The sequence below is a fragment of the Bombilactobacillus sp. ESL1187 genome (assembly GCF_058107155.1).
In genome coordinates, this window is sequence record NZ_JBYLTZ010000001.1 from 1,315,054 (window position 1) to 1,340,232 (window position 25,179).

26 protein-coding genes, 1 tRNA gene, 1 CRISPR repeat array and 1 riboswitch are annotated in these 25,179 nt (G+C 37.6%); of the genes, 23 read left to right on the forward strand and 4 right to left on the reverse strand.

The features are described 5' to 3' along the window. The 5 genes from AC3B5B_RS06085 (at window position 1) to AC3B5B_RS06105 (ending at window position 2,804) form a co-directional block, all read left to right on the forward strand. Entirely contained in the window at window positions 1–744 is a 744-nt protein-coding gene (locus tag AC3B5B_RS06085) for a response regulator transcription factor (RefSeq protein ID WP_489769628.1), read from the forward strand. Window positions 745–877: 133 nt separating this feature from the next. Beyond that, the gene (locus AC3B5B_RS06090; RefSeq protein ID WP_489758279.1) at window positions 878–1,231 is read left to right on the forward strand and encodes a YisL family protein; all 354 of its coding nucleotides are present in this window, start codon (window positions 878–880) and stop codon (window positions 1,229–1,231) included. Between the two features lie 19 nt (window positions 1,232–1,250). Beyond that, window positions 1,251–1,907, forward strand: a complete 657-nt coding sequence (locus AC3B5B_RS06095) for a CPBP family intramembrane glutamic endopeptidase (RefSeq protein ID WP_489769629.1) — start codon at window positions 1,251–1,253, stop codon at window positions 1,905–1,907. A gap of 10 nt (window positions 1,908–1,917) precedes the next feature. After that, window positions 1,918–2,220 (forward strand): DUF4176 domain-containing protein, encoded by a 303-nt coding sequence (locus AC3B5B_RS06100; RefSeq protein WP_489769630.1) that lies wholly within the window; start codon window positions 1,918–1,920, stop codon window positions 2,218–2,220. A 2-nt stretch (window positions 2,221–2,222) separates the two neighbouring features. Then, window positions 2,223–2,804, forward strand: a complete 582-nt coding sequence (locus tag AC3B5B_RS06105) for a 5-formyltetrahydrofolate cyclo-ligase (protein WP_489769631.1) — start codon at window positions 2,223–2,225, stop codon at window positions 2,802–2,804. A gap of 49 nt (window positions 2,805–2,853) precedes the next feature. Here the strand turns inward: AC3B5B_RS06105 and clpP are convergent, their stop codons facing one another. Further along, complete coding sequence (clpP, locus tag AC3B5B_RS06110; RefSeq protein WP_489758283.1) at window positions 2,854–3,441, reverse strand: ATP-dependent Clp endopeptidase proteolytic subunit ClpP; 588 nt, start codon at window positions 3,439–3,441, stop codon at window positions 2,854–2,856. A 183-nt stretch (window positions 3,442–3,624) separates the two neighbouring features. After that, window positions 3,625–4,179, reverse strand: a complete 555-nt coding sequence (locus tag AC3B5B_RS06115) for an NADPH-dependent FMN reductase (RefSeq protein ID WP_489769632.1) — start codon at window positions 4,177–4,179, stop codon at window positions 3,625–3,627. A 332-nt stretch (window positions 4,180–4,511) separates the two neighbouring features. Between AC3B5B_RS06115 and AC3B5B_RS06120 the strand changes: the two genes are divergently transcribed. From AC3B5B_RS06120 to pepT, 16 genes are all read left to right on the forward strand, one after another. Next, a tRNA-Arg gene (locus AC3B5B_RS06120) sits at window positions 4,512–4,583 on the forward strand. 151 nt (window positions 4,584–4,734) lie between these two features. After that, entirely contained in the window at window positions 4,735–5,817 is a 1,083-nt protein-coding gene (locus tag AC3B5B_RS06125; protein WP_489769633.1) for a sugar-binding transcriptional regulator, read from the forward strand. Window positions 5,818–5,856: 39 nt separating this feature from the next. Then, a complete protein-coding gene (gap, locus tag AC3B5B_RS06130) occupies window positions 5,857–6,876 on the forward strand; it encodes a type I glyceraldehyde-3-phosphate dehydrogenase (protein ID WP_489758286.1) in 1,020 nt (339 codons plus the stop codon). A gap of 172 nt (window positions 6,877–7,048) precedes the next feature. Continuing rightward, the gene (locus tag AC3B5B_RS06135; protein WP_489769634.1) at window positions 7,049–8,263 is read left to right on the forward strand and encodes a phosphoglycerate kinase; all 1,215 of its coding nucleotides are present in this window, start codon (window positions 7,049–7,051) and stop codon (window positions 8,261–8,263) included. Window positions 8,264–8,288: 25 nt separating this feature from the next. Beyond that, the gene (gene tpiA, locus AC3B5B_RS06140) at window positions 8,289–9,044 is read left to right on the forward strand and encodes a triose-phosphate isomerase (RefSeq protein WP_489758288.1); all 756 of its coding nucleotides are present in this window, start codon (window positions 8,289–8,291) and stop codon (window positions 9,042–9,044) included. 70 nt (window positions 9,045–9,114) lie between these two features. Next, window positions 9,115–10,410: a phosphopyruvate hydratase gene (gene eno, locus AC3B5B_RS06145; RefSeq protein WP_489769635.1), complete on the forward strand. Its 1,296-nt coding sequence runs from the start codon at window positions 9,115–9,117 to the stop codon at window positions 10,408–10,410. A gap of 111 nt (window positions 10,411–10,521) precedes the next feature. Further along, window positions 10,522–11,151: direct repeats of the CRISPR family, unit length 36 nt; unit sequence GTTTTTCTATTGCTAAATCTTTAAGGGTACAAAAAC. Between the two features lie 123 nt (window positions 11,152–11,274). Beyond that, a riboswitch (TPP riboswitch) is annotated at window positions 11,275–11,375 on the forward strand. Between the two features lie 103 nt (window positions 11,376–11,478). Then, window positions 11,479–12,273 (forward strand): hydroxyethylthiazole kinase, encoded by a 795-nt coding sequence (gene thiM / locus AC3B5B_RS06150; protein WP_489769636.1) that lies wholly within the window; start codon window positions 11,479–11,481, stop codon window positions 12,271–12,273. 1 nt (window position 12,274) lies between these two features. Next, window positions 12,275–13,099, forward strand: coding sequence for a bifunctional hydroxymethylpyrimidine kinase/phosphomethylpyrimidine kinase (thiD, locus tag AC3B5B_RS06155; RefSeq protein WP_489758291.1), 825 nt, complete (start codon window positions 12,275–12,277; stop codon window positions 13,097–13,099). After that, window positions 13,092–13,736 carry a thiamine phosphate synthase gene (gene thiE / locus AC3B5B_RS06160; protein WP_489769637.1) on the forward strand — a complete coding sequence of 215 codons (645 nt, stop codon included), beginning with the start codon at window positions 13,092–13,094 and terminating at the stop codon, window positions 13,734–13,736. Before thiD ends, thiE begins: the two co-directional genes overlap by 8 nt. A 290-nt stretch (window positions 13,737–14,026) precedes the next feature. Beyond that, complete coding sequence (secG, locus tag AC3B5B_RS06165) at window positions 14,027–14,263, forward strand: preprotein translocase subunit SecG (protein ID WP_489758293.1); 237 nt, start codon at window positions 14,027–14,029, stop codon at window positions 14,261–14,263. Between the two features lie 58 nt (window positions 14,264–14,321). Next, window positions 14,322–15,065, forward strand: coding sequence for an alpha/beta hydrolase (locus tag AC3B5B_RS06170; protein ID WP_489758294.1), 744 nt, complete (start codon window positions 14,322–14,324; stop codon window positions 15,063–15,065). 13 nt (window positions 15,066–15,078) lie between these two features. Next, window positions 15,079–17,403 carry a ribonuclease R gene (rnr, locus tag AC3B5B_RS06175; RefSeq protein ID WP_489769638.1) on the forward strand — a complete coding sequence of 775 codons (2,325 nt, stop codon included), beginning with the start codon at window positions 15,079–15,081 and terminating at the stop codon, window positions 17,401–17,403. A 14-nt stretch (window positions 17,404–17,417) separates the two neighbouring features. Further along, entirely contained in the window at window positions 17,418–17,891 is a 474-nt protein-coding gene (smpB, locus tag AC3B5B_RS06180; RefSeq protein WP_489758296.1) for an SsrA-binding protein SmpB, read from the forward strand. A gap of 38 nt (window positions 17,892–17,929) precedes the next feature. Continuing rightward, window positions 17,930–18,478 (forward strand): TetR/AcrR family transcriptional regulator, encoded by a 549-nt coding sequence (locus AC3B5B_RS06185; protein WP_489758297.1) that lies wholly within the window; start codon window positions 17,930–17,932, stop codon window positions 18,476–18,478. 677 nt (window positions 18,479–19,155) lie between these two features. Continuing rightward, window positions 19,156–20,787, forward strand: a complete 1,632-nt coding sequence (locus AC3B5B_RS06190) for a peptide ABC transporter substrate-binding protein (protein ID WP_489769639.1) — start codon at window positions 19,156–19,158, stop codon at window positions 20,785–20,787. Between the two features lie 3 nt (window positions 20,788–20,790). After that, complete coding sequence (gene pepT / locus AC3B5B_RS06195; protein ID WP_489769640.1) at window positions 20,791–22,053, forward strand: peptidase T; 1,263 nt, start codon at window positions 20,791–20,793, stop codon at window positions 22,051–22,053. On the opposite strand, the gene AC3B5B_RS06200 is transcribed toward pepT, so the two are convergent. Both AC3B5B_RS06200 and AC3B5B_RS06205 read right to left on the reverse strand, forming a co-directional pair. Next, on the reverse strand, window positions 22,013–22,570 hold the full coding sequence (locus AC3B5B_RS06200; protein WP_489758300.1) for a hypothetical protein: 558 nt from the start codon (window positions 22,568–22,570) through the stop codon (window positions 22,013–22,015). The two genes, pepT and AC3B5B_RS06200, sit on opposite strands and share 41 nt — an antisense overlap. Beyond that, a complete protein-coding gene (locus AC3B5B_RS06205; RefSeq protein ID WP_489769641.1) occupies window positions 22,567–23,460 on the reverse strand; it encodes a Cof-type HAD-IIB family hydrolase in 894 nt (297 codons plus the stop codon). The genes AC3B5B_RS06200 and AC3B5B_RS06205 overlap by 4 nt, the downstream gene beginning before the upstream one ends. A 51-nt stretch (window positions 23,461–23,511) precedes the next feature. On the opposite strand from AC3B5B_RS06205, the gene AC3B5B_RS06210 reads away from it, so the two are divergent. Together AC3B5B_RS06210 and pta are read left to right on the forward strand one after the other, a co-directional pair. Further along, window positions 23,512–24,198, forward strand: coding sequence for a uracil-DNA glycosylase (locus tag AC3B5B_RS06210; protein WP_489758302.1), 687 nt, complete (start codon window positions 23,512–23,514; stop codon window positions 24,196–24,198). A gap of 12 nt (window positions 24,199–24,210) precedes the next feature. Next, on the forward strand, window positions 24,211–25,179 hold the full coding sequence (gene pta, locus AC3B5B_RS06215; RefSeq protein ID WP_489769642.1) for a phosphate acetyltransferase: 969 nt from the start codon (window positions 24,211–24,213) through the stop codon (window positions 25,177–25,179).

Genomic DNA, 25,179 nt, shown 5'->3' on the forward strand with positions numbered 1-25,179 from the left:
ATGCTCCCAGTATATTTGCTTGAAGATAATCAAGAACAGCAAATACAGTACGCTAAGATTATTCGTAGTGCAATTAGTGATAATCATATGGACATGGAGTTGATTTGTCAGACACTATCGCCACTGGAATTATTATCAATGGCTCAAGAAAGCGATAGCAATTACGGCTTGTTTTTCTTAGATATGGAAATTAATAACAATACGCATGCTGGTCTGCAATTGGCGGTAGAAATTCGTCACTTATTACCACAAGCTAAGATTGTTTTTATTTCTATCCATGATGAATTAGCCGTGATGACTATTGAACGGCGAGTAGCACCATTAGATTTTATTGATAAAGATCATGGCTTGGATAGCGTTGAAACCAAAATACGTGAAGATTTACATTTAGCCATTGTGGACTATCAAGCGATAGAACAACCACAACAGCGAATGTTTTCTTACCGAATTGGTAGTCGTTATTTCACGGTTCCGTTAGATCAGGTATTATATCTGACGACGGCAGAAGTTGCTGCTGGTCATGTCTTGTTGCATACCAAAACGCGGGAAACTGAATTTTTAGGTAGTTTGAATAATTTGGCACATCGTTATCAAGAGCTGTTTCGGAGTGATAAGAGTTATTTAGTCAATTTGCAACAACCTTGTAAGTATGATAACAAAACTAAACAATTAAGGTTTCAAGATGGTAGTAGCGCATATGTTTCTTTGCGTCGGGCGCGAGAATTGATTAAATATTTGCGTTAATTAGTGAAGAATTGCAGTAATAAAAAATGTTCGTGTAATCTGTTAAGATTTGCGAACATTTTTTGTGTAATTATTGCTTAATTACAATGATCTACTAAAATAAAAGTTATTAAATTGGAAAGGGTGAAGTTAGATGTTCTGGCCTTGGTTACATTTAATTGTCGTACTAATTTTAATAATTGCAGTCATTAGTGGTTTACGAAAAAATGGGCAACATCCCAAATTATGGGCAATGATTGCGCGGCTAGGTTATTTAGTATTGTTAATCAGTGGAGTAGTCATGTTACCTTATCCGTGGCATGAACATCCATTATTAACAATTATCAAACTTTTGGCAGCGTTGGTCTTAATCGGAATTATTGAAATGGCTTTTGCGAAAAAGCAGCAACATAAATTAACTAGTAACTGGTTATGGCTGATGCTATTGGGAGCTGTCATTGTCATTACCTTAGGCTTTTGGCTCACTAGTGGTTTTCCATTATTTTAAAAAGTGAGGATTATTTTGTATGAAAGTAACTAGAAGTAGCCAACGAAATGTACGGCACATTGCAGTTTTAGTTGGTTATTTTTTATTGTATTCGTTGGCGCAAACGCCTATTGCTATCCCCTTATTGCAACGACAAGTGTCAAGCTTAGAATTGATCCTACTGCTTGTCTTATTGTTCATCTTGATGGGAGCATTGATTGCTGCATTGTGGAATAAATACCGCCACTTACCAGCTTTGCGAACAACTTGGCCACCTGTCAAACATGCGGGGCTTACTTTTGTCGGCTTATTTATTATAATGTTCTTGATTGGTCTTTTAAGTAATTTGTTTCCGACCTCTGCTAATCAACAAGAACTGGATTTATTGGCTAAAAAATCGCCAATTATGTTGAACTTGTTTACGATTATTTTTGGTCCCATTATCGAAGAATTCATTTTTCGTGGATTATTTTTTAAATATTTTTTTCCAAAGTTAAAAAATAATGGACAAACGGTCTTAGCAATTGTTTTGTCAGGTGCAATTTTTGGATTGATGCATGCTCCGGCTTTTAGTTTAGTAGTCATTCCCTATATTTTAGCTGGTTGTTTGTTAGCAACCACGTATGTTTTGTATCAAGGCGATATGCGCTATAACATTGCTTTACATTTTTTGAATAATTTAATTGCATCATTGTAAGGAGAATCATATGAAAATTTTACCAATTGGCTCAGTAGTAACCTTAAAGGGTGATCAGGAAACGCCCTTAATGATCGTGAACCGTGCAGCACTGTTTGAAGAAAAGAAAAATCAAATTGGTTATTTTGATTATTCGGGTGTTTTGTATCCCAATGGTGTCGATGAAACCGAAGATTTTTGTTTTTTTAATCAAGAAGATATCAAAGAGGTACTTTTTGAAGGGTATCGTAACCAAGAAGAACAAGAATTTGCTCAGCAATACGATCAATTGGTGGCGCAAAGTGGCTATCCTAAGTTAAAGAGTACGTTATAGTTATGACGGCAATTGAGCAGCAGAAGGCGCAGTTACGTCAAGAACTTTTAAAACGGCGGGCGCAGCTATCACCGAGCTATCGTAAACAAGCAACCAAAGTTATCACGAACTTGTTAATTAATTTGCCACAGTTTCAAATGAGTCACACGATTTTTACTTATTGGTCCGTGGGTTCAGAATTGGCGACGCAGCCTTTGGTTAAGGTGGCGCAAAGTGAGCAGAAGGTGATAGCCTTACCGCGAGTTTATGCACAACATCGGATGCAAGCGCAACTGTTTCAAGGACAACGAGCACTACAAAAAAGTTCTTTAGGAGTTTTAGAGCCACCAATCACAGCGCCTATTATTGCTCCAGCAGAATTAGATTTAGTGATTGTACCGTGTTTAACTTGCTCCTTAGTGGGCAAACGTTTGGGTTATGGTGGCGGTTATTATGATCGTTATTTACAACAACAGTCGTTAACAGCAATGACAGTGGCATTATGCTTTGCTCAGTTGCAAAGCGCACAAGTACCAGTAACGTCGCTAGATTATCCTGTTGATTTTGTGATTACTGAACAAGGTGTTAGTAAAGTGATTGAATAAAAAAACACGGCCATCAGGTCGTGTTTTTTGTAATTATTAATTTGCCCAATTATTTATTTGAATTGTTAGTCATAATATCATCAATTAAGCCATAATCTTTAGCTTCTTGAGCGGTTAAATAGTTATCACGTTCAGTATCGCGTTCAATGGTTTCGATATCTTGGCCAGAATTATCTGCTAAAATTTTATTTAAACGTTTGCGGGTTTTTAAAATCTCTTCAGCCACAATTTCAATTTCGGTTTGTTGACCTTGAGCGCCGCCAGAAGGTTGGTGAATTAAGACCGTGGAGTTTGGTAAAGCAAAGCGTTTGCCCTTAGCACCAGAAGATAATAAGACACTAGCCATTGAAGCAGCCATTCCCATAGCAATGGTTTGCACATCGGCTTTGACAAAATTCATAGTATCCATAATTGCTAAACCGGCAGTTACAGAACCACCAGGAGAGTTGATGTACATATAAATATCTTTTTCAGAATCTTGAGCATCCAAGAATAACAGTTGGGCAATGACCGTATTAGCTAAATCATCAGTAACTTCGCCCGATAACATAATGATGCGGTCTTTTAATAAACGAGAATAAATATCGTAGGCACGTTCACCACGTGAATTTTGTTCAATAACTGTAGGAACTAACATAAAAAAGCCTCCTATTGCTTATTAGCACTCTATACATTACTCTGCTAATTTATCATATATTTAAAAAAAGTCAACTCTCATGACTTCATTTCCAGATTGCTTAATAGTAATAAATTAATTATTAAAAAAAGGACTCTAAGAGTCCTTCATGTGCGAACTTGAAAAAAGTTCCGATTGTATATCTTAATACCGATTGATCAATTCAACAAATGCATCAACAATGGATTGTAAGAATTGCTTTGTATTGTCATTATTAACTTGACCATTGTCATCTAGGTAATTCATCACATTGCCTAGGTAAGCTTCAGGCTGTTGCAAAGTTGGCATGTTTAAGAAGACTAATGATTGGCGTAAGTGGTGATTAGCACCAAAAGCACCAGGAGCACCAGGTGAAACACTAACAACTGCAGCAGGTTTCCTATCCCAAACGCTTTGTCCATAAGGACGAGAACCGACATCAAGGGCGTTCTTTAAAACAGCAGGCGTGCTGCGGTTATATTCTGGGGTAACGAATAAAATAGCATCCATGTCTTTAACATCATTACGGAAACGGCTGTAACTAGCTGGCTCTTCTAATTCACCATCTTCAAAATCTTGGTTGAAGATTGGCAAATCACTGATATCGATTAATTGTGCATCGTAGCCTTCAGGAAACATTTCTTTCATTGCATTAGCGATTGCCTTGGAAAAAGATTGCTTACGTAAACTACCGACGATAACTCCAATTTTTTTAGTCATAATTTTTCCTCCCAAATTTTATTACAAGAACATAGTATACATAACATTATTGGAAAAGAAAGTTTTTTGCTTCAAGAAAAAGAACGATTAGATACCATTGCAAAGCTAAAAATGCCGTTATTAATGGATTTGTCCACCATTTTTAGTGCTTGAAATTTATTTTCCAAAATCATTTGAAACTAATCAATAGATTTAAGTAGTAAGCACCCAAAATGAAACTTATCATTTTACTATGAGGTAAGATCTGCAGTTAAAATGTTGAAACTAATTAATAAAAAATCTATTTAGGTATTGCCAAATGTTCTTTCGTCGTGTAATATATTTCATGTGTTGCGCCGCTAGTGTAATGGATAGCACACAAGATTCCGGTTCTTGGGATCTGGGTTCGACTCCCAGGTGGCGCATAGTTGGTGGTTCATTACAATTTTGTGATGAACCATTTTTTTCTGTAAAAAAGTGGTTTTGTTTATTGCAAATTAAAAATTAAGTTGTTATAATCTTGTTGTGAGTTGGAAACGATACTCACATATATTTTTTGATTGGATGGGTCTTAATATGCCACACAGGGACAAAATTAGTCCCACGGCAAATGCATCGTCAGTCAACGATGAACTTGGTTGGATCGAAGCCATTGCACCAGATTTTTTAAGTACCCTGCGAAAGCGTTATCGAATTTTGCAGGAAATTCGCTGGATGCAACCAATTGGTCGGCGGATCTTGGCAAGTGAGTTGGATCTTTCAGAACGAGTTTTGCGGCGGGAAACAGATTTGTTTAAAACTAGTGGCTTAATTAGCTCCTCTAAATCAGGGATGATGTTAACCGAAAAAGGCGAAGAGATTGTTGCTCACCTCGATGTGGTTATTGGTAAGTTAAATGATACTTCCGTTATTGCAACGCGTTTAGCTTCCTTTTTAGGAATTGAACAAGTTATAATCATACCGGGTGATAGTGAACATCATCGACGGGTCTTGGAACTAATGGGTCAAGAGTTAAATCAGATGATGGATCATTTTTTGCCTAGCGGACGTTCAACCATCGCGGTAATGGGTGGTACAACAATGGCTGCTGTGGCGCAGGCATTGACTCCTAAGTTGTCACAGGAACGGAATTTATTGTTTGTACCTGCCCGTGGTGGTTTGGGCGAAGGAGTTTCAATTCAGGCCAACACGGTCTGTGCTGAAATGGCACATCATGCTAAGGGACATTATCGTGCACTCTATGTTCCTGAAGATATCAGTGCTAAAAGTGTGGCCCCTTTACTGGAAGAACCTGTAGTTAAGTCGGTTTTGGATTTGATTAACCAGAGCGACGTGGTAATTCACAGTATTGGTCGTGCCAAAACTATGGCTAATCGGCGCAATATGTCGTCGAAAGAAATTGAGTTATTGGAAAACAAACAAGCTGTTTCAGAAGCTTTTGGTGTTTTTCTGGATGCTCAAGGTAACGTCGTTTATAAGATACCGAAAATTGGTTTACAGGTTTCGGATCTAATTAATGTTTCACATGTGCTAGCAATTGCTGGTGGTGCTAGTAAAGCTGCCGCAATTTGCTCATATATGAAAATTGCTCCTCAGCAGACGGTTTTAATTACTGATGAGGCAGCCTCAGAAGCGATTTTAAGGGATAAAAACCTTTAAAATAAAATATTTTATTTTTCCTGAAGGAGGAAATCTTACATGACTACAAAAGTAGGTATTAATGGTTTCGGACGCATTGGACGTTTAGCTTTACGTCGTATTTATGAAGTTGCAAATGATGACTTGGAAGTTGTTGCAATTAACGACTTAACATCACCAGATATGTTGGCTCATTTATTAAAGTATGATACAGCTCATGGTAACTTCAAACATGAAGTTTCAGCTACTGATGATGCAATCGTAATCGATGGTAAGAAGATTCCTGTTTACGCAGAATCAGATGCCCGCAACATTCCTTGGGTTAAGAATGACGGTGTTGAATTAGTACTTGAAAGTACTGGTTTCTACACATCAAAAGAAAAGTCACAAGCTCATATTGATGCCGGTGCTAAGAAAGTTTTGATTTCTGCTCCTGCTGGTGATTTAAAGACTGTTGTTTATGGTGTAAATGACGACACAATCACTAAAGATGATCAAATTATTTCTGCTGCTTCATGTACTACAAACTGCTTGGCACCACTTGCTAAAGCAATGAACGATGCTTTTGGTATCCAAACTGGTACAATGACAACAATCCATGCTTACACAGCTACTCAAAAGTTACAAGATGGTCCTGATCGTGGTGGTAACAAGCGTAATGCCCGTGCTGCTGCTCAAAACATCATTACTCACTCAACAGGTGCTGCTAAAGCTATTGGTTTAGTTATTCCTGAATTAAAGGGTAAGCTTGATGGCCATGCACAACGTGTGCCAGTTATTACAGGTTCTTTAACTGAATTAGTTGCTATCTTGGATAAGAAAGTTACAGCTGATGAAATTAATGATGCTATGAAGAAAGCTACTGATGGTAACGAATCATTTGGTTACAATGGTGACGAAATTGTTTCTTCCGATATCATTGGTACAGAATTTGGTTCTGTCTTTGACCCAACTCAAACACAAGTTGTTGAAGGTTCAAACGGCGAACAAATCGTTAAGACTGTTGCTTGGTACGATAATGAATCAGGCTTTACAGCTCAAATGATCCGTACTTTGCAAAAATTTGCAAGTATGTTGTAATACCTTAGCTCATAGTAGATGAATTACTGAAGAAGGCGGAGGGAGGATTTCTCCTTCTGCCTTTTTTGATTGAAATGATGCAATCGTAATTAAAAATATAATTTGAGATAAAATCCTTAATAGTTTGAATTGTTGAAGAGAGAATTTTTCTAAGTAAATTAGGAGGCCAATTATGGCAAAATTAATTGTTTCTGATGTTGATGTCAAAGACAAAAAGGTCTTAATGCGGGCAGATTTTAATGTTCCGTTAAAAGACGGTAAAATTACTAATGATAACCGGATTGTGGCAGCTTTGCCAACAATCAAGTATATCTTAGACAATGGTGGTAAGTTGATTCTATTGTCTCACTTAGGTCGTATTAAGAGTGACGCTGATAAAAAAGAATTAAGCTTACGTCCAGTTGCCGAACGTTTAAGCGAATTATTAAAGAAAGATGTCAAGTTTGTTCCTGAAAACGAAGGTCAAGCTGTTGAAGATGCTATTGCTGCAATGCAAGATGGCGATGTAATCTTGCTAGAAAACACACGTTTCCAAGACATTGATAATGATTTTGGCAAGCGTGAAAGCAAGAATGATCCTAAGTTAGGTGAATATTGGGCTTCTTTGGGCGATGTATTTGTTAACGACGCTTTTGGTACAGCTCACCGTTCGCATGCTTCTAACGTCGGGATTGCTACTGCTATGAAAGCAGCCAACAAACCGGTTGCTGCTGGTTTCTTGATGGAAAAGGAAATTAAGTTCTTAGGTAATGCCGTAGAAAATCCAGTTCATCCATTTGTGACAATTTTGGGTGGTGCTAAGGTTTCTGATAAAATTGCTGTGATCGAAAATTTAATTCCAAAATCCGACCATATTATTATTGGCGGTGGCATGGCTTATACTTTCTTAGCTGCTCAAGGTCATAAAATTGGTAAGTCATTATTTGAAGAAGACCGTGTGCCAATGGCTAAAGAATTATTAGCTAAAGCTGGCGATAAGATTGTCTTGCCAGTTGACCATGTTGTGGCTACTGAATTTTCTAATGAGGCACCGCATGAAGTTACTGAAGGTGTCGATATTCCCGATGATATGATGGCTTTGGATATTGGTCCGAAGACTATTAAGTTATTTGAAGATACTTTAAAAGGTGCTAAGACTGTGGTTTGGAATGGACCAATGGGTGCTTTTGAAATGAGTAACTTTGCTAATGGTACTTTGCAAATTGGTCGAGCTTTAGGCGACTTGCAAGATGCTACGACAATCGTTGGTGGGGGCGATTCAACTGCTGCTGCCCAACAATTAGGAATTGCTGATAAGTTAAGCCATATTTCTACTGGTGGTGGTGCTTCCTTGGAATACTTGGAAGGTAAAGAATTACCAGGTATTGCTGCTATTTCTGATAAATAATTTAAAATTAAGGGAGAATTTAGTTATGCGGACACCAATTATCGCGGGTAACTGGAAAATGAATAATGCTCCAGCAGATACCACGAAGTTTGTTAATGCAGTTAAGGATCAATTACCTGATTCTAGTAAAGTTGAATCAGTCATTGCTGCTCCTGCTGTTGATTTACCAGCTTTATTAGCAGCTGCTAAAGGTAGTAATTTAAAGACTGCTGCTGAAAATTGTTACTTTGAAAATTCCGGTGCTTTCACCGGTGAAACTAGTCCTCAAGTTTTGGCTGAAATGGGCATTGATTATGTTATTATTGGTCATTCTGAACGCCGGGATTATTTCCATGAAACTGATGCAGAAATTAATAAAAAAGCACACGCAATCTTTGCTAACAAGATGTTACCAATCATTTGCTGTGGTGAAACTTTAGAAACTCGTGAAGCTGGTCAAGCAGAAGAATGGGTTAAAAACCAGGTTACAGCTGCGTTGAAAGATTTATCAGCACAACAAGTATCCCAATTAGTGATTGCTTATGAACCAATCTGGGCGATTGGCACGGGTAAGACGGCTACTTCTGATCAAGCTCAAGAAATTTGTCACGTTATTCGCCAAACTGTTGCTGATTTATATGATGAAACAACAGCTGAAAACGTCCGGATTCAATATGGTGGTTCAGTAAAACCTGCTAACGTGAAAGAATTAATGGCTAAACCTGATATTGATGGTGGTTTAGTTGGTGGCGCCAGCTTAGATCCAGAATCTTATTTACAATTAGTTAATTATCAAGATTAAGCAGTTTAATTAATTTAGTTTAAATGTTAAAATTAAGTGTGTTGATCATTTAACAAAAGGAGAATATTAAATGTCTGTTATTACTGATGTTTTAGCTCGTGAAATTTTAGATTCACGTGGCAACCCAACTGTTGAAGTTGAAATGTATACTGAATTAGGTGGCTTTGGTCGCGCTAGTGTTCCTTCTGGTGCTTCTACCGGTGAACACGAAGCTGTTGAATTACGTGATGGCGACAAGTCCCGTTTTATGGGCAAGGGCGTTTTGAAAGCTGTTAAAAATGTTAACGACGTAATTGCCAAAGAAGTTATTGGTATGGACGTTACTGATCAACGCGCTATTGATCAAAAAATGATTGAATTAGATGGTACTCCAAACAAGGGTAAGTTAGGTGCTAATGCTATTTTAGGTGTTTCTTTAGCTGCTGCTCATGCTGCTGCTGATGAATTAGGTTTACCTTTGTACGAATATTTAGGTGGACCAAATAGCCATGTTTTGCCAACACCAATGATGAATGTTATTAATGGTGGTAAGCATGCTAACAACAATGTTGACTTCCAAGAATTCATGATTATGCCTGTTGGTGCTAAGAGCATCCATGAAGCTATTCGGATGGGTTCTGAAACTTTCCATAACTTAGCTTCTATTTTAAAGGAACGTGGCGACTCTACAGCTGTTGGTGATGAAGGTGGTTTTGCACCAAACAACATGAAGAACAATGAGGAACCATTCCAAGTTTTAGTTGAAGCTATTGAACGTGCTGGTTACAAGCCTGGTGAAGATATTGCCATTGCTTTTGACTGTGCTTCATCTGAATACTACAATACTGAAACTGGTAAGTATGATATGAAAGGTGACGGCAAGTCTTACACGGCTGAAGAAATTGCTGACTTGTTATCAGACTTAGTTGACAAGTACCCAATCGTTTCCATTGAAGATCCTTTGGATGAAAACAACTGGGAAGATTGGCAAATGTTGACCAAGAAGTTAGGCGACAAAGTCCAAATCGTTGGTGATGACTTATTTGTAACCAATACCGATTACTTGAAGAAGGGTATTGATATGGGTGTTGCTAACTCTATCTTAATCAAGGTTAACCAAATTGGTACTTTGACCGAAACCTTTGAAGCAATCGAAATGGCTAAAGAAGCTGGCTACACAGCGATTGTTTCTCACCGTTCTGGTGAAACTGAAGATACCACGATTGCTGACTTAGTTGTTGCTACAAATGCGGGTCAAATCAAGACTGGTTCTATGAGCCGGACAGATCGGATTGCTAAATACAATCAATTAATGCGGATTGAAGAACAATTAGGTTCCGCTGCTGAATATAAAGGTGCTAAGAGTTTCTACAGCATCAACAAATAATCAGTAAAAAATAAAAGCAGTGTTGGTGCGTTCACGTACCGGCACTGTTTTTTTGTATAAAAAAACTTAATTTTCAATTTACTATCGAAAATTAAGCTACATAATCATACAATTTTTATATTGCTAAATCTTTAAGGGTACAAAAACCTATGATTGCATCGGCGTAAACACGGCCATGTTTTTCTATTGCTAAATCTTTAAGGGTACAAAAACGATTTAACCCAGCCGTAGGGAGTTTCCAGTATTTTTCTATTGCTAAATCTTTAAGGGTACAAAAACTTAAAGTTGTCTTGCAGCCACCATCATTTAGTTTTTCTATTGCTAAATCTTTAAGGGTACAAAAACGGCATTAACTGTCGCCATTATTTAATGCCAGTTTTTCTATTGCTAAATCTTTAAGGGTACAAAAACACTATCCCTGTTTCAATCGCTCCAGCTAAGGTTTTTCTATTGCTAAATCTTTAAGGGTACAAAAACAATAGTCTTGCCGGCGCATATAGATTTTTAGTTTTTCTATTGCTAAATCTTTAAGGGTACAAAAACTCAAACAATGTACCGAGAAATATGTGGATAGTTTTTCTATTGCTAAATCTTTAAGGGTACAAAAACGACCGGGCATAGCATAATATCTAAAAGTTGGTTTTTCTATTGCTAAATCTTTAAGGGTACAAAAACAGTGACGGACTCAAGCTATCAAATAGCTTTGTTTTTCTATTGCTAAATCTTTAAGGGTACAAAAACCTCAAATTTACTCTGAGATTTTAGATACCCTGTATTTGAATTATAACATAGCAAGTAAAAGATCTTTAATACAATTTTATCTTGCGAAAAATTATTATTTTGATTATAATGAAAGCGTTAAAAAATATAAGCAAGGGGTGCCAACTTGGCTGAGACAGATCTTTAATCTGAACTCTTTGAACCTGTAAGTTAGAACTTGCGTAGGGATGTGCTATTAAAATTAAGACTATTTATTAATAGGCGTCTCAATTGAGGCGTCTTTTTTTAATTGCATTTTTACGAGAGCAATTAATTTAGAAGTTCTGTGCATATTAGGAGGAATTTTAGATGAAGTTATCATTGTTAGATGATTTACGTAAACAGAATCCGGTTGTATTGAACATTTCTAATTTCGTGACTGTTCAAGATGTGGCCAATGGTTTGAATGCATTGGGAGCATCACCAATTATGTCAGAGGAAATTGCAGAAACCAAAGAAATGGTGGGAATCAGCAATGCTGTTTCTTTGAATTTAGGTGCTTTTACTCAAGAACAAATTGAACACTTAAAGACGATGGGCCAAGCGGCTAACGCTGCTCAAAAGCCCGTTGTTTTGGATCCAGTGGCAGTCGGAGCTATTAATTATCGTAAGCAAGTCGCGCTAAAGTTGTTACAAGATTTTCAGGTATCGGTTATTCGAGGTAATGCTGGGGAGATTGCAGCCTTGGCAGATTTTGATTGGCAAGCTAAAGGGATTGATGCAGGTGCTGGAACTGGCGATGTGATTGAAATTGCCAAAACTGCTGCACAAAAGTTTCATTGTGTTGTTTTGATGAGTGGTGCAACGGACTATATTACCGATGGTCAGCAGGTAGTGGCTGTACACAATGGTACGCCACTATTTGCGGCCCATGTTGGCTCGGGAGATATGTTGACTAGTATCGTTGGCGCTTTTTGTGCAATTAGTTCAGATAATTATTTTGAAGCAGCACAAACGGCGGCATTAGTTTTTGCAGCAATTGGTGAATTAGCAGTCGGTAATCAAAAAGTTGGTCCCGGTAGCTTTACTGTAAATTTATTAGATCAATTAGCTTGGGCGACAACTGATCAAATTAATTCAATCGCTCAATATGAGGAATTATAATATGATTGAAAAAATTAATTCTTTTCCACAAACATTAACGATTGCTGGAACAGATTCTGGTGGTGGTGCTGGGATGATGGCTGATTTTAAAACGATGCAAGCATGCCATGTTTTTGCCACAGGTGTCGTAGTGGCTGTCACAGCTCAAAATACTTTAGGCGTACAACAATCGTTTATGTTGCCTGAAGAAATGGTCAATGCCCAGTTTGCTTCGTTGGCCGCGGATTTTCAAATTCGTGCTTGTAAAACAGGGATGTTAGGTGACGCTAACCATGTAGAATATGTTGTGAATAATTTAAAAAAATATGATTTTGGGCCGTTGATTGTTGATCCGGTCATGATTGCTAAAGGTGGAGCTGCCTTATTGACTGATGATGCGATTGAGGTTGTTAAGCAACAGTTATTACCGTTAGCAACAGTAGCTACACCTAATTTGCTGGAAGCGCAACGGCTAGTTGGACATGAAATCAAAACTTCAGCTGATTTTCAACAGGCCGCTTTAGAAATTCAGGCTATGGGCACCAAAAATGTGCTGATTAAAGGCGGTCATGCTCAAGGTGATGCAGTGCGGGATTATTGGTTATTTCAAGATGGAACGGATTTGTGGTTAAGTGCCCCCCGTATTGCAACCAAGCGAACTCACGGAACCGGTGATACTTTATCATCATGTTTATGTGCCGAGTTAGCAAAACAAAGACCGCTCAAACAAGCAGCAAAAATTGCTAAAGACTTTACGCAAACTGCAATTAAGAATACTATTCAAGTCGGTCATGGACATGGTCCGCTGAATCACTGGGCGTATCAGGAGGAAAAACAAAATGACTAATTTTCAAGCAAGTATTTTAAAAGCATATTTTATTTGTGGAACGCAAGATCTTTTGCCTACTAAAACTTTACCTGAAGTAGTCGAACAAGCTTTAAAATCTGGCATTACTGCATATCAATTTCGCGATAAAGGTCCGCAAGCTATTAGTGATAAGCAACAACGTTTGTTAATGGCTCAACAATTGCGTCAACTATGTAGTCAATATCAAGTCCCCTTCATCGTTGACGATGATGTTGAATTGGCACAAGAAGTTCAAGCTGACGGTATTCATGTCGGTCAAAGTGATGAAAGAATTCAAAAGGTTATCAAAGAAGTTGGTGGTCAGATGATTGTGGGACTATCTTGTTCGAATGAACAAGAAATAACATTGGCTAATCAAATTCAGGGAATTGATTACTACGGCTGTGGTCCAGTATTTGCTACAAACTCTAAGGCTGATGCTTCACCCGTGATCGGAATAAAAGGCTTAATTCAATTGAATCAACTGGCGCAACGACCGATTGTCGCCATTGGCGGCATTGCGGCAGATAATGTACGGGAAGTAGCTCAAACTGGAGTGGCAGGTAGCTCTGTTATTTCAATGATTGCTCAAAGTCAAGATATTGCAGCAAGTGTGCAATTATTAAAGGCAAATTAGCGTAAAAATCAACCATAGTAATTACTGATAATTTGACGGATAACAACCAATCAATTATGTAAGGGACAGTAATGAAAAAGATTTTTTGAGAATCTGGAAGAAATTGACTAAAAGTTGATTATGCCAAAGCAAATGCTTGTTTCCAATTAATCATTGGATAGGTATTTGCTTTTTTATTTGGTAATTATTTAAAAATAATTGACGAATGAATTAGGCTAGTTAGGTTGCAACTAGTAAATGCTAAATCTTTATGTTATGCTATCAGTAGTGCCATAACGGAGGTTATAAACGTGTACAGTTTACTAACAAATATTTTAGTTATTGATTCTATTTTGATTGTTATTGCCGTTATGATGCAACCACAAAAACAGCAAGACGCGTTGAATGCTTTATCTGGCGGAGCAGGTGATTTGTTTAACACGCAGAAGAAACGTGGCTTTGAAGCATTTATGGAAAAAGTTACGACAATCTTAGCAATTATTTTCTTTGTTTGTGCGCTTGCATTGGCTTTTATGTCATCAAAATAAACTTAAATCCTCCTGTTTTTACAGTGGGATTTTTTTATTGAGTTTGCGAGGTGTAAATATGAAGCGAGTTCCTCCCAAAACGTTGTTTGTTGATCAAGGTGAACGAACGGTTATTTTTTTACATTCATATACAGGTAGTCCCAATGATTTTTTGTCATTGACTCGGGTTTTAGCCAAACAAAATATCAGTTCTTACTTACCGCTATTTACAGGTCATGGAACTTTAAATGCGGTCGATATTTTACAACAAGGTAATCCAACAGCTTGGTGGGCGGATACTAAAGCTGCCATTGATTTTGTCCGTCAAACAAAGCGAGGTCCTATTAGTATTGTTGGGTTATCATTGGGGAGTTTGTTTGCCCTGAAGGCGTTAGCAACGATGCCAGATTTAAAAAGTGGTGCGGTGTTAGGTTGTCCGATTTTTAATAATGATTTAACTAATGTCTCAGCTGGATTTTATCAATATGAAACCTATTTAGAACAACAACAAGAATTAAGCGTTGGCCAAAGAGCCATGCGCAAACGCCAAGTGGAACAATTACTACCGCAGGCGTTGGCAGGAATTAAGCAAACTGCTTTGACAGTCCGCCAACAATTAGACAAAATTAAGCAGCCTTTATTTATTGGTCATGGTCAAAAGGACCAAATGGTTGATATTCAGTCAGCCAAACGTTTAGCAGCTGTTTTGCCACCAAAACAAGTAGTGACACACTTTTATCAAAACGCCGGCCATGTCATTACAGTTAATCAAGCACGGCCCCAGTTAGAACAAGATTTAGAAAACTTTTTATTGGTAAATTAGGAGTAAAAATTGAATGGCTTTAGAAAAAAATAAATTAATTTCAGATGTTTTAGAAGTGTTTCGCAATTATCCGGATCGTAAATATACTGCTCAAGATATAGTAGATTTATTGAGATTACACGGTTCTGAATCTTATAATCACGTTTTAAAAGCGTTAGCTGTGTTAGAGGGTGAAGATAAGATCACTGCTCATGATCGTAACCAATTTAAGATGACACCCATTGATCAAAAAGTTAGTGGGACTTTTCGGGCTAATGACCGCGGCTTTGGTTTTGTTCGGTATGACGATGAAGAACCAGACATCTTTATTGCGCGAACCAATACTTTGAATGCGATCAATGATGACGAAGTTGAAGTCCAGATTTTAAAACCTGCTAATCCTTGGGGAGATAATGGGGCTGAAGGCAAGATTACTCAGATTTTAGATCACGGCCTGAAACAAATCGTTGGTGAATTTATGCCTTATAGCGATGTGCAAGTTAAAAAGACCGGGTTAGTCGGTTATGTCAAGAGTCATGAAAAAAAGATGGCCAATAATCCGGTTTTCATCAAACAAACGGGAATCACGCCCCAAATGGGCGACATGGTACAAGTAGAGATTACTAATTATCCAAGTGCCGACTTTCCACGCAGTATGGCAGGCATTGCACTGAAAACTTTGGGTAATAAAAATGATCCCGGTGTCGATGAATTGTCCATTGTTTATCAAAATGATGTGAAAGATGAATTTCCAGAAGCAGTTTTGGCAGCTGCTCAACAAGTTCCAGATCACCTAACCGAAGCGGATTGGCAAGGTCGAGTAGATAATACTGAACAAGTAACCGTAACGATTGATGGCGATGATTCGAAAGACTTTGACGATGCCGTCACTTTATGGAAATTGGAAAATGGCAATTTTCATTTAGGAGTACACATTGCTGATGTAACCCATTATGTTAAGCCCGGCAGTCCTTTAGATCAAGAAGCTTACGAACGTGGGACGAGTACGTATCTCGTCGATCGGGTTATTCCAATGCTGCCATTTCGTTTATCAAATGGTATTTGCTCTTTAAATCCGGGTGAAGATCGTTGTGTTTTGACCTGTGATATGGAGATTAATCCGCAGGGAGAAATTATCAATCATAAAATTTATCCTAGTGTTATTCGCTCACATGCGCGTTTGACGTACAATAATGTGAATAAAATTTTAAATGGGGATGCTCAAATCCGCGCCCAATATGCCGATTTGGTACCAATGCTGGAAGAAATGGCGCAATTACATGAGATTTTATTTGCTATGCGACATCAGCGTGGGGCAATTGATTTTGAAGAAACAGAAGCCAAAATCATCGTTGATGATCAGGGACATCCTACAGATATTAAATTACTGGAACGTGGTACAGCGGAAAAAATGATTGAATCCTTTATGCTGGCAGCCAACGAAACAGTTGCAGAACATTTTAATAAGTTACACGTCCCGTTTTTGTATCGGGTGCATGAACAACCGGATCCGGAAAAGGTAAAGAATTTCTTTGAAATTGCTAGTTCGTTTGGTTTATCAGTTCCGGGTGATGCTAAGCATGTTACCCCCAAGATGTTTCAAACTGTTTTAGAAAAAGTAGCTGGTAAACCCCAAGAAGCAGTAATTACCACGATGTTATTACGGAGTTTACAACAAGCTAAGTATTCTCCGGATCCATTAGGCCACTTTGGCTTAGCGGCCACTTATTATACGCATTTTACGTCCCCAATTAGACGTTATCCTGATCTAATGGTACACCGGATGATTCATAGTTATGCTGATGAGGGTACCAGCGAAGATATTCAAAACCAATGGGCAGAACAATTACCAGAAGTTGGTGTTCACACCTCAGCTTGTGAGCGAAAATCGATTGATGTAGAACGAGCAGTTGATGATTTGAAAAAAGCTGAGTTTATGGCTGATAAAGTGGGACAAGAATTTGAAGGTGTCATTAGTGGTGTTACCAGTTTTGGCATGTTTGTTAGCTTAGAAAATACGGTAGAAGGTTTGATTCATATTTCTAATATGCTAGATGATTATTATGAATATAATGAAAAAGCCTTATCCATGATTGGCAAACGCACCCATAAAGTGTACACAATGGGTGATAGTATCAAGGTAAAATTGATTCGTGCAGATGCTCAGCAACGCCAAGTGGACTTTGAGCCAGTGCTAAGTCCAGAGGAACAAGAACGGGCCGATGCAGAAAAAAAACGCCGTGAACAGGAACATCAAAAATTCTTGCAACGGCATAAAAATTCAGGACGACGTTCTCAAAAAAATACTAAACAGCGCTCGGGCAAATACGAACGAAATAATCAAAAGTCCCGTCATTAGGGGGATTGATAGTTATGAAGAAGCATCATCAAAAAGCAGCGAATGAAGTTGCTAACAACAAAAAAGCGCGTCATGATTATAATATTTTATCCACGTATGAAGCTGGGATTGCTCTAACAGGTACCGAAATTAAGTCAGTGCGCGCTAGTCGGGTTAATTTACGGGATGGATTTGTGCAATTTCGACGAGGAGAATTGTGGTTAGCTAATGTTCATATCAGTACTTATGACCAAGGTAACCAGTTTAATCATGATCCCTTACGCGATCGTAAATTATTACTACACAAAAAAGAAATTAAAAAAATTAGTGGTGAATTGTCTAAAAAGGGAATTACAGTAGTTCCACTAAAAATGTATCTCAAACACGGTTTTGCTAAAGTTTTAATTGGTGTGGCTGAAGGTAAAAAACAATACGATAAACGAGAAACTATTAAACGTCGTGATCAAGATCGAGAAATGCGGCGCAATTTAAAAAATGTTTTACGATAAAAGATGATATATAAATAAATTTATTCGAGGAGTTAATGATGAAACGTGCAGTAACCATTCATTATTTAATCCAGCATTTGGAAGAATTGCTCAAAGCAAAAGCGACTAATGTTTTGACCGTTAGTGACTTAACTAATAATTTGTCGATTAGTCGCAGTACTTTTTATCGTTATTTTCCGAATGGAACTGCTTCTATTTACCAATCGCTGATTCAAGAGCACTTGGCAAAATTACAGCAGCGAACTTTTAGTGATTGGCATCAACTAGTGAGTTACTGCGTATTTTATTTAAATAATCATCAAACAAGTTGTCGTTTAATTTATCGGGTGCTGTGCCAGCAAAATTTATTAAATTGGTTTTATCATGAAATTTTAAATTTTTTAAATACGTATTCGACGGATAATTTAGCTATTTTGGAAGTTTTACAAAATAATTGGGATGAATTGGAGTTAATAACTAGCGCAATTTTTCACCAATTAAATAGCTGGTTGGAAACAGATTTTCAAATTGAAGTAACTATGGTGTTAAAAAGGTTAGATGTGGTCGGCTATCTGTTAACATGTCAAGCCATTAATGAAGCAATGTGATCTAAATGTATCAAAGTAAGGCGTTTAGGGTAAATTGTTTCTTTTTTTATCATTTATTCTTTTGTATATTATATTTATATCATGATATAAATAAAAAAATCAGGAGGAATGGATTTTTAAAGAATTCAATTTAAAATAGAGTTTGGACGAAAGTTTCGGTCAATTAGAAAAAACGAATAACCTCTGAGAGGAAGATGGGAATTTTTTCTAGCCGGAATTTCTAACAACAATAAGAGGCAGACACCAGCTTGTGGTAAAGTTTTGGAGAAAGCCTACTTATTGGTCCAAACTCTATTTTTTTGGAATTAGGTACTTGACATTTAATTTTTAGGATTTATAATTTCACTATATGTTAATATTTTTTAATCTAAAAGATGAGTAAATTAGATTATTCTTATAGAGAGACATTGGCAGGTGTGAAATGTTAGGTAATCTAGTTGAATATGGTCTTTGATTAAGATTAATTGCCGAGTTCAAGGAATAAGGTAATTATGGTGATGGCCATTAGCACATAATGAAGAATAATAGCCTAATCGTTTCGAGGTTGTGTACAGACCAAGGTTATTGTTATTCATAAGCGGTTTTATTTTTAAGATCGAAAACCAGGTGGTACCACGTCTTTGTCGTCCTGCAAGTCAATAATTGACTTGCAGTTTTTTAGTTTGGAGGAAAAATTAATGACTCATCAATGGAAAAGTTTTTGGGGAATCTTGCTCTGTACTTTGGCTTTGGGAACACAGGCTAATTTACAGATAGCGCAAGCTAAAACCAAAAACACGTTGAATTGGACAGAAAGTTCTGAATTGGCTACTGCAGATATTTCGCAAGCTTCTGACACCTTAAGCTTTGACGTTTTGTTGAATACGCAAGAAGGTTTGTATCGTTTGGATGCTCATGGCAAGGCGCAACCAGCTTTGGCTACTAAAACCAAAGTTTCAGCTGACGGATTAACCTATACGTTTAATCTTCGACCAAATGTCAAGTGGTCCGATAATACGCCCGTTACCGCTCAAGATTTTGTGGCTTCGTGGCGGCGGACGGTAGATCCCAAAACGGGTTCTAGTGATGCGTTTTATTTAAATCAAGTACAAAATGCGAAGCAGATTAATGCCAATAAACTACCAGTTGATAAATTGGGAATACAGGCTTTAAGTAAGCATAAATTACGGGTGAAATTAACTCAGCCGGTACCATACTTCAAGAAATTGTTAGCATGGCCGTTGTTCTTCCCTCAAAACCAAGCAGCAGTTAATCGTTGGGGGAAAGATTATGGCACCACTTCTGCTAAAACAGTTGCGGACGGACCATTTATCTTAAAAGGCTGGAATGGTAGTAGTGATAATTGGCGTTTAGTTAAAAATCCGCATTATTGGGATAAAAAACATGTTCGTCTACAACAAGTTAAGGAGGATGTCGTTAAGGATCCACAAACCGGGTTAAATTTGTATCAATCTAATAAAGTGGATGAAACAATTCTTTCAGGCACGCAAGTTCCTAACTTAAAAGGCCAAAAAGATTTCTTAGTGCGCAAATCGTCTAATATGACTGATATGAATTTGAATCAAAACAAAGTACCAGCCTTTAAGAATCAAAAAGTACGGCGGGCCTTTTCTTTAGCAATTAATCGGCATCAATTGGTTAAAGGTGTTTTAGAAGATGGTTCTTTAGCGCCCAAAGGTTTTGTACCACAAGGATTAGGATCTTATCAAAACAAAGATTTTGCACAAGTTAGTCAAGTTCCTAATTCGACGAGCTCTAACTTAAAACAAGCTAAAAGTTTATTGCGTCAAGGATTGAAGCAAACTAATACCAAGCAATTGAACTTAAGTTTATTGATTGATGATACGACTACTTCTAAGCAAACGGGTGAATTTATTCAAGGCTCATTAAATAAGTTACCCCATGTCAAAATCACATTGAAGACTTTGCCCAAGGTGCAGCGTTTAGCTCGGGAACATCAAGGTGACTATGATTTAGTGATTACTAGTTGGCAATCAGTATTTTCGGATCCTATTAACTTTTTGGATATTTGGGAAAGTGATTCATCTTATAATACTTCTAAATTCCATGATGCTCAGTTTGATCATGATTTGGATTTGTCGGAAAACAAGTTTTCTCAAAATAAAGCCCAACGTTGGCAATATCAAGTCAAAGCTGAAAAGCGTTTAATGAAATTACAAGGAACAGTGCCGTTATATCAAGGTGTCAAAGCGCAATTGTTGAATACCAAAGTTAAAGGTTTAGTTTACAATGGTTCTGGTGTTCCTTATGACTTTAAGACCACTTATTTCAGTTCAAAGAAGGATTAGTGAATGAAGTACGCAATTAATCAACAACAATTACTAGATGATTTCTTAACTTATGTAAAAATAAATACGCAATCTGATGCTTCGCAAGCCTTAGATCAAGTGCCGACCACTGCCGGTCAAACGCAGTTAGCACACTTATTAATGCAGCAACTGCAGGACTTAGGTTTGCACAAAATTAAATTAAATCCGCAAAATAGTTTTGTGACAGCTTTATTACCAGGAAATACGCTGGCCATGCCCGCTATTGGTTTTATTGCACACTTGGATACTGCGGCTGACTATTCTGGAGCTCATGTGCAACCGCAGGTTCATGCCAATTATCAAGGACAGGTAATTGAGTGGGCTAACGGATTAAAGTTAGATCCACAGCAGTTTCCTAATTTGCAGAATTATATCGGTCAAACTTTGATTACTGCTGATGGAACAACGCTCTTGGGAGTTGATGATAAAGGTGGGATTGCGGGATTAATCGCAGCTTTGCGGTATTTGGTTAACAATCCTCAGTTGTTACACGGACCGATTAAAGTGGCTTTTGGTCCAGATGAAGAAATTGGGCGCGGTGCAGATCGCTTTGATGTACCGGATTTTGCGGCTGATTTCGCCTATACGTTGGACAATGGTTTAGTCGGAGATATTGAATATGAAACATTTAATGCTGCACAAGCCGTAATTGATATTTCCGGAGTTAGTGTTCATCCTGGACAAGCCTACGGTCAAATGGTTAATGCGATTAGTTTGGCTGAACAAATTGATCAACGATTGCCCCAAAAAGAACGGCCAGAATTAGTTCAAGGCTATGATGGTTTTTATTTATTAAATCAATTTCAGGGTGACGTTTCCCATGCCCATTTGGTTTATATTATTCGTGATTTTTCGCGAAGTGCTTTTGAACAGCGCAAACAAGACCTGCAAAATATTGTTGCCCAATTAAATGCCCAATTTGCTCAACCGCGGATTCAGTTAACACTGACGGATCAATATTACAATATGGCAGATATTATTAACCAAGATCGTTATCCAGTGACCTTGGCACAAGGGGCTTTAAAGAATTTACAAATAGAGCCACATGTGAAACCTTTTCGTGGTGGGACAGACGGTTCTAAGATTACCTATTTAGGTATGCCGACGCCCAATTTGTTTAATGGTGGCGAAAATTTTCATGGCCCGTATGAATTTGTAACAGTAGAGGCCATGGCCCAATTAGCTCAGACAATTATTGAAATAGCTAATCTCTACGCTCAAGATCATAAGCATGTGACAAATTAGTCTGCAACCGATGCAGTGGCCAATTTTTGATTGAACGTTGATTTTTGGATAATCGGCTGGTTTGGTTTAAAACGGCAGCTAATAAAAGTCCAATTTGCGCATCCACTTGGGGACTGATTTGGAGTAGGTAGCCTTCATGACCATTTTTTAAATAAATGTTATCAACAGACATGATTAAATGATGGTGAAAATCATGGACCAAGTAATTATTGGTTAATAAATTACCGGAAACTAACCAATGTAAACTAGGAGCAATCATTAACTGGCGGCGATGATTAGTGATATGAATTAATTTAGTGATTAAAATATCGGCTAATTTAATTTGGTAATTAGCCCATGGATGCGTGCTAGTTTGAATGATATCACCCAACTTAGTTTGGCGCGGTGTTAATAATTCATAATTAATTTTCCAACGAGGAGCTGTGCGAATAAGATAGTAGCACAGCTCTTGTTGTTGATTAGTAACTTGAATGACTCCTGGTAAATTAGCGGCATTAAATTGGAGATAATAAATCATTTTAAATTGGCTGCTTGCTGTTTATTTAAAGCAATCGCATGGTAAATAGCTTGCGCAACGCCATTTTGACTATTACTGCTGGTTTGGTATTGTGCTAGTTTCTTAATTGGTGCAATTGCATTGGCCATGGCGACGCCAATTCCTGCCGCTTGGATCATTGATTCGTCATTTAAATTGTCACCAATCGCCATGACCTCACTCATCTGTAAACCTAGCTTATGAGCAAAAGTGGTTAGTGCTCGGCCTTTTTGGGCCTTAACATTATTGATTTCAATATTATTGGGTGATGAGGAAGTAATGACAATTTCGGAATTTTGTTGTAATTGTGCTCTTAATTGTTGCAATTTTTGCGGATGACGGTCACTAAAGACTAACAGTTTCATCACATTGATTTGAGGATCATGCAGAAGTGCGTCAAAACTTTTCACATAATTGATGTTCATCAATTCGGCCCGTGAAGTAGCACGTGCTACGGCCATTTTATATAAGAGATTGGGGTTTAATTTGACCAATAAATTAGCTGTATGTTGAATACGCTGAATGCGACTATTGGAATAAATTCCTTGATCGGTAATGATTTCAAAATAGAGTTTACTAGTTTTAATATGCGTTAAACATTGTTTTAAATTAGAACGATCAATGGGGATTTTGACGACAGGTTCACGGTCTTGATTATAAACTAAGGCTCCATTTAAAGTGATAAAGTCCGGTTTGACCGTTAAATGGCTGACCAATGGAGCCGCTTCACTTAAACCACGACCAGTGGCGACAACAAATTGAATTCCTGCTTGGTTTGCAGCTTGAATTGCGGTAATATTTTCTTTAGAGACAATTGATTCACTATTTAATAACGTTCCATCCATATCTGAAGCAATTAGTTTAATTGTCATAAGTTCCTCCTATATCAATAATCAAATTTTACCATAATAGGTGGTGTGAAGTTGAAGCAATTAATAAAAAATGATTGGCAACAAATTCTAGAACCGGAGTTTGAAAAAGATTACTATCGCCGCTTACACCAATTTTTAAAACGTGAGTATCAAGAGCAAACTGTGTATCCAGATATGTATAATATTTTTCAAGCTTTTGATTGGACCTCATTTAAACAAACTAAAGTGGTTATTTTAGGTCAAGATCCCTATCATGAGCCAAATCAAGCTCACGGATTGAGTTTTTCGGTTTTGCCGGGAAACAAAGTACCGCCATCTTTACAAAATATTTATAAGGAATTGCAAGCTGATTTAGGTTATCCACCAGTGCAACATGGTTATTTAAAATCATGGGCTGATCAGGGCGTTTTGTTGTTGAATTCTGTTTTGACGGTTCGCCGTGGCCAGGCTTATTCCCATCAAGGTAAGGGATGGGAACAATTAACTGACCAGGCAATAAAAGCGCTCTCGCAAAAAGGTGGTGTCGTCTTTATTTTATGGGGAAAGGCTGCTAAATCAAAGATGAATTTAATTGATACTAATAAAAATACCATTATTAGTTCAACTCATCCCAGCCCTTTTTCCGCTAATTATGGTTTTTTTGGCTCGCGACCATTTTCTAGAACCAATGAAGCTTTAAAAAAGTATGGTGAAACGCCAATTAATTGGCAATTACCACAAACAGTCACAGAAAATTAGGAGGATTGAATCATGGAATTATTTGAATCGTTGAAGCAAAAGATTAGTGGTCAAAATAAGAAGATTGTTTTTCCAGAAGCTACTGATGAACGAATTTTAAAAGCTGCTGTGCAATTACGACAAGATCAATTATTAGAACCGGTTTTTTTAGGTGACCCTACTCAAGTTCAAGCTAAGGCGAACGAATTAGCCTTAGATATTTCAGGAATTAAGATTTTAAATCCGCAAGATTATGACCAATTTGATGAAATGGTCACAGCTTTTGTCGATCGGCGTAAAGGTAAGAATACTGCTGAACAAGCACAACAAATGTTACGCGATCCTAATTATTTTGGTACTATGTTAGTTTACTTAGATCAAGTAGATGGCATGGTCTCTGGAGCAATTCATCCAACTGGTGATACGGTACGCCCAGCTTTGCAGATTATTAAAGTTAAACCAGGTTTAACGCGGACTAGTGGGGCCTTTATTGTTCAAAAAGAGCAACAACGTTATTTGTTTGCTGACTGTGCAATTAACATCAATCCAAGTGCAGAAGAGTTAGCCGAAATTGCGGTTACTTCAGCTAAAACTGCTAAATTATTTGATATTGATCCTAAAGTTGCGTTATTGAGTTTTTCAACTAAAGGTTCAGCGAAGAGTGATGAAGTAACTAAGGTTGCTCAAGCAACTAAATTGGCTCAAGCACAAGCACCCGATGTTCCTATTGATGGTGAATTGCAGTTAGATGCAGCTATTGTGCCTTCAGTTGCTGCGCAAAAAGCTCCTGGTTCTAAAGTTGCTGGTCAGGCAAACGTCTTTGTCTTTCCAGAACTACAATCAGGTAACATTGGTTACAAAATTGCCCAACGTTTTGGTGGCTTTGAAGCTATTGGACCGATTTTGCAAGGTTTAAATAAACCGATTTCTGACTTATCTCGGGGAGCCAATGTTGAAGACGTATATAAATTAGCTATCATTACGGCCGCCCAAGCATTATAA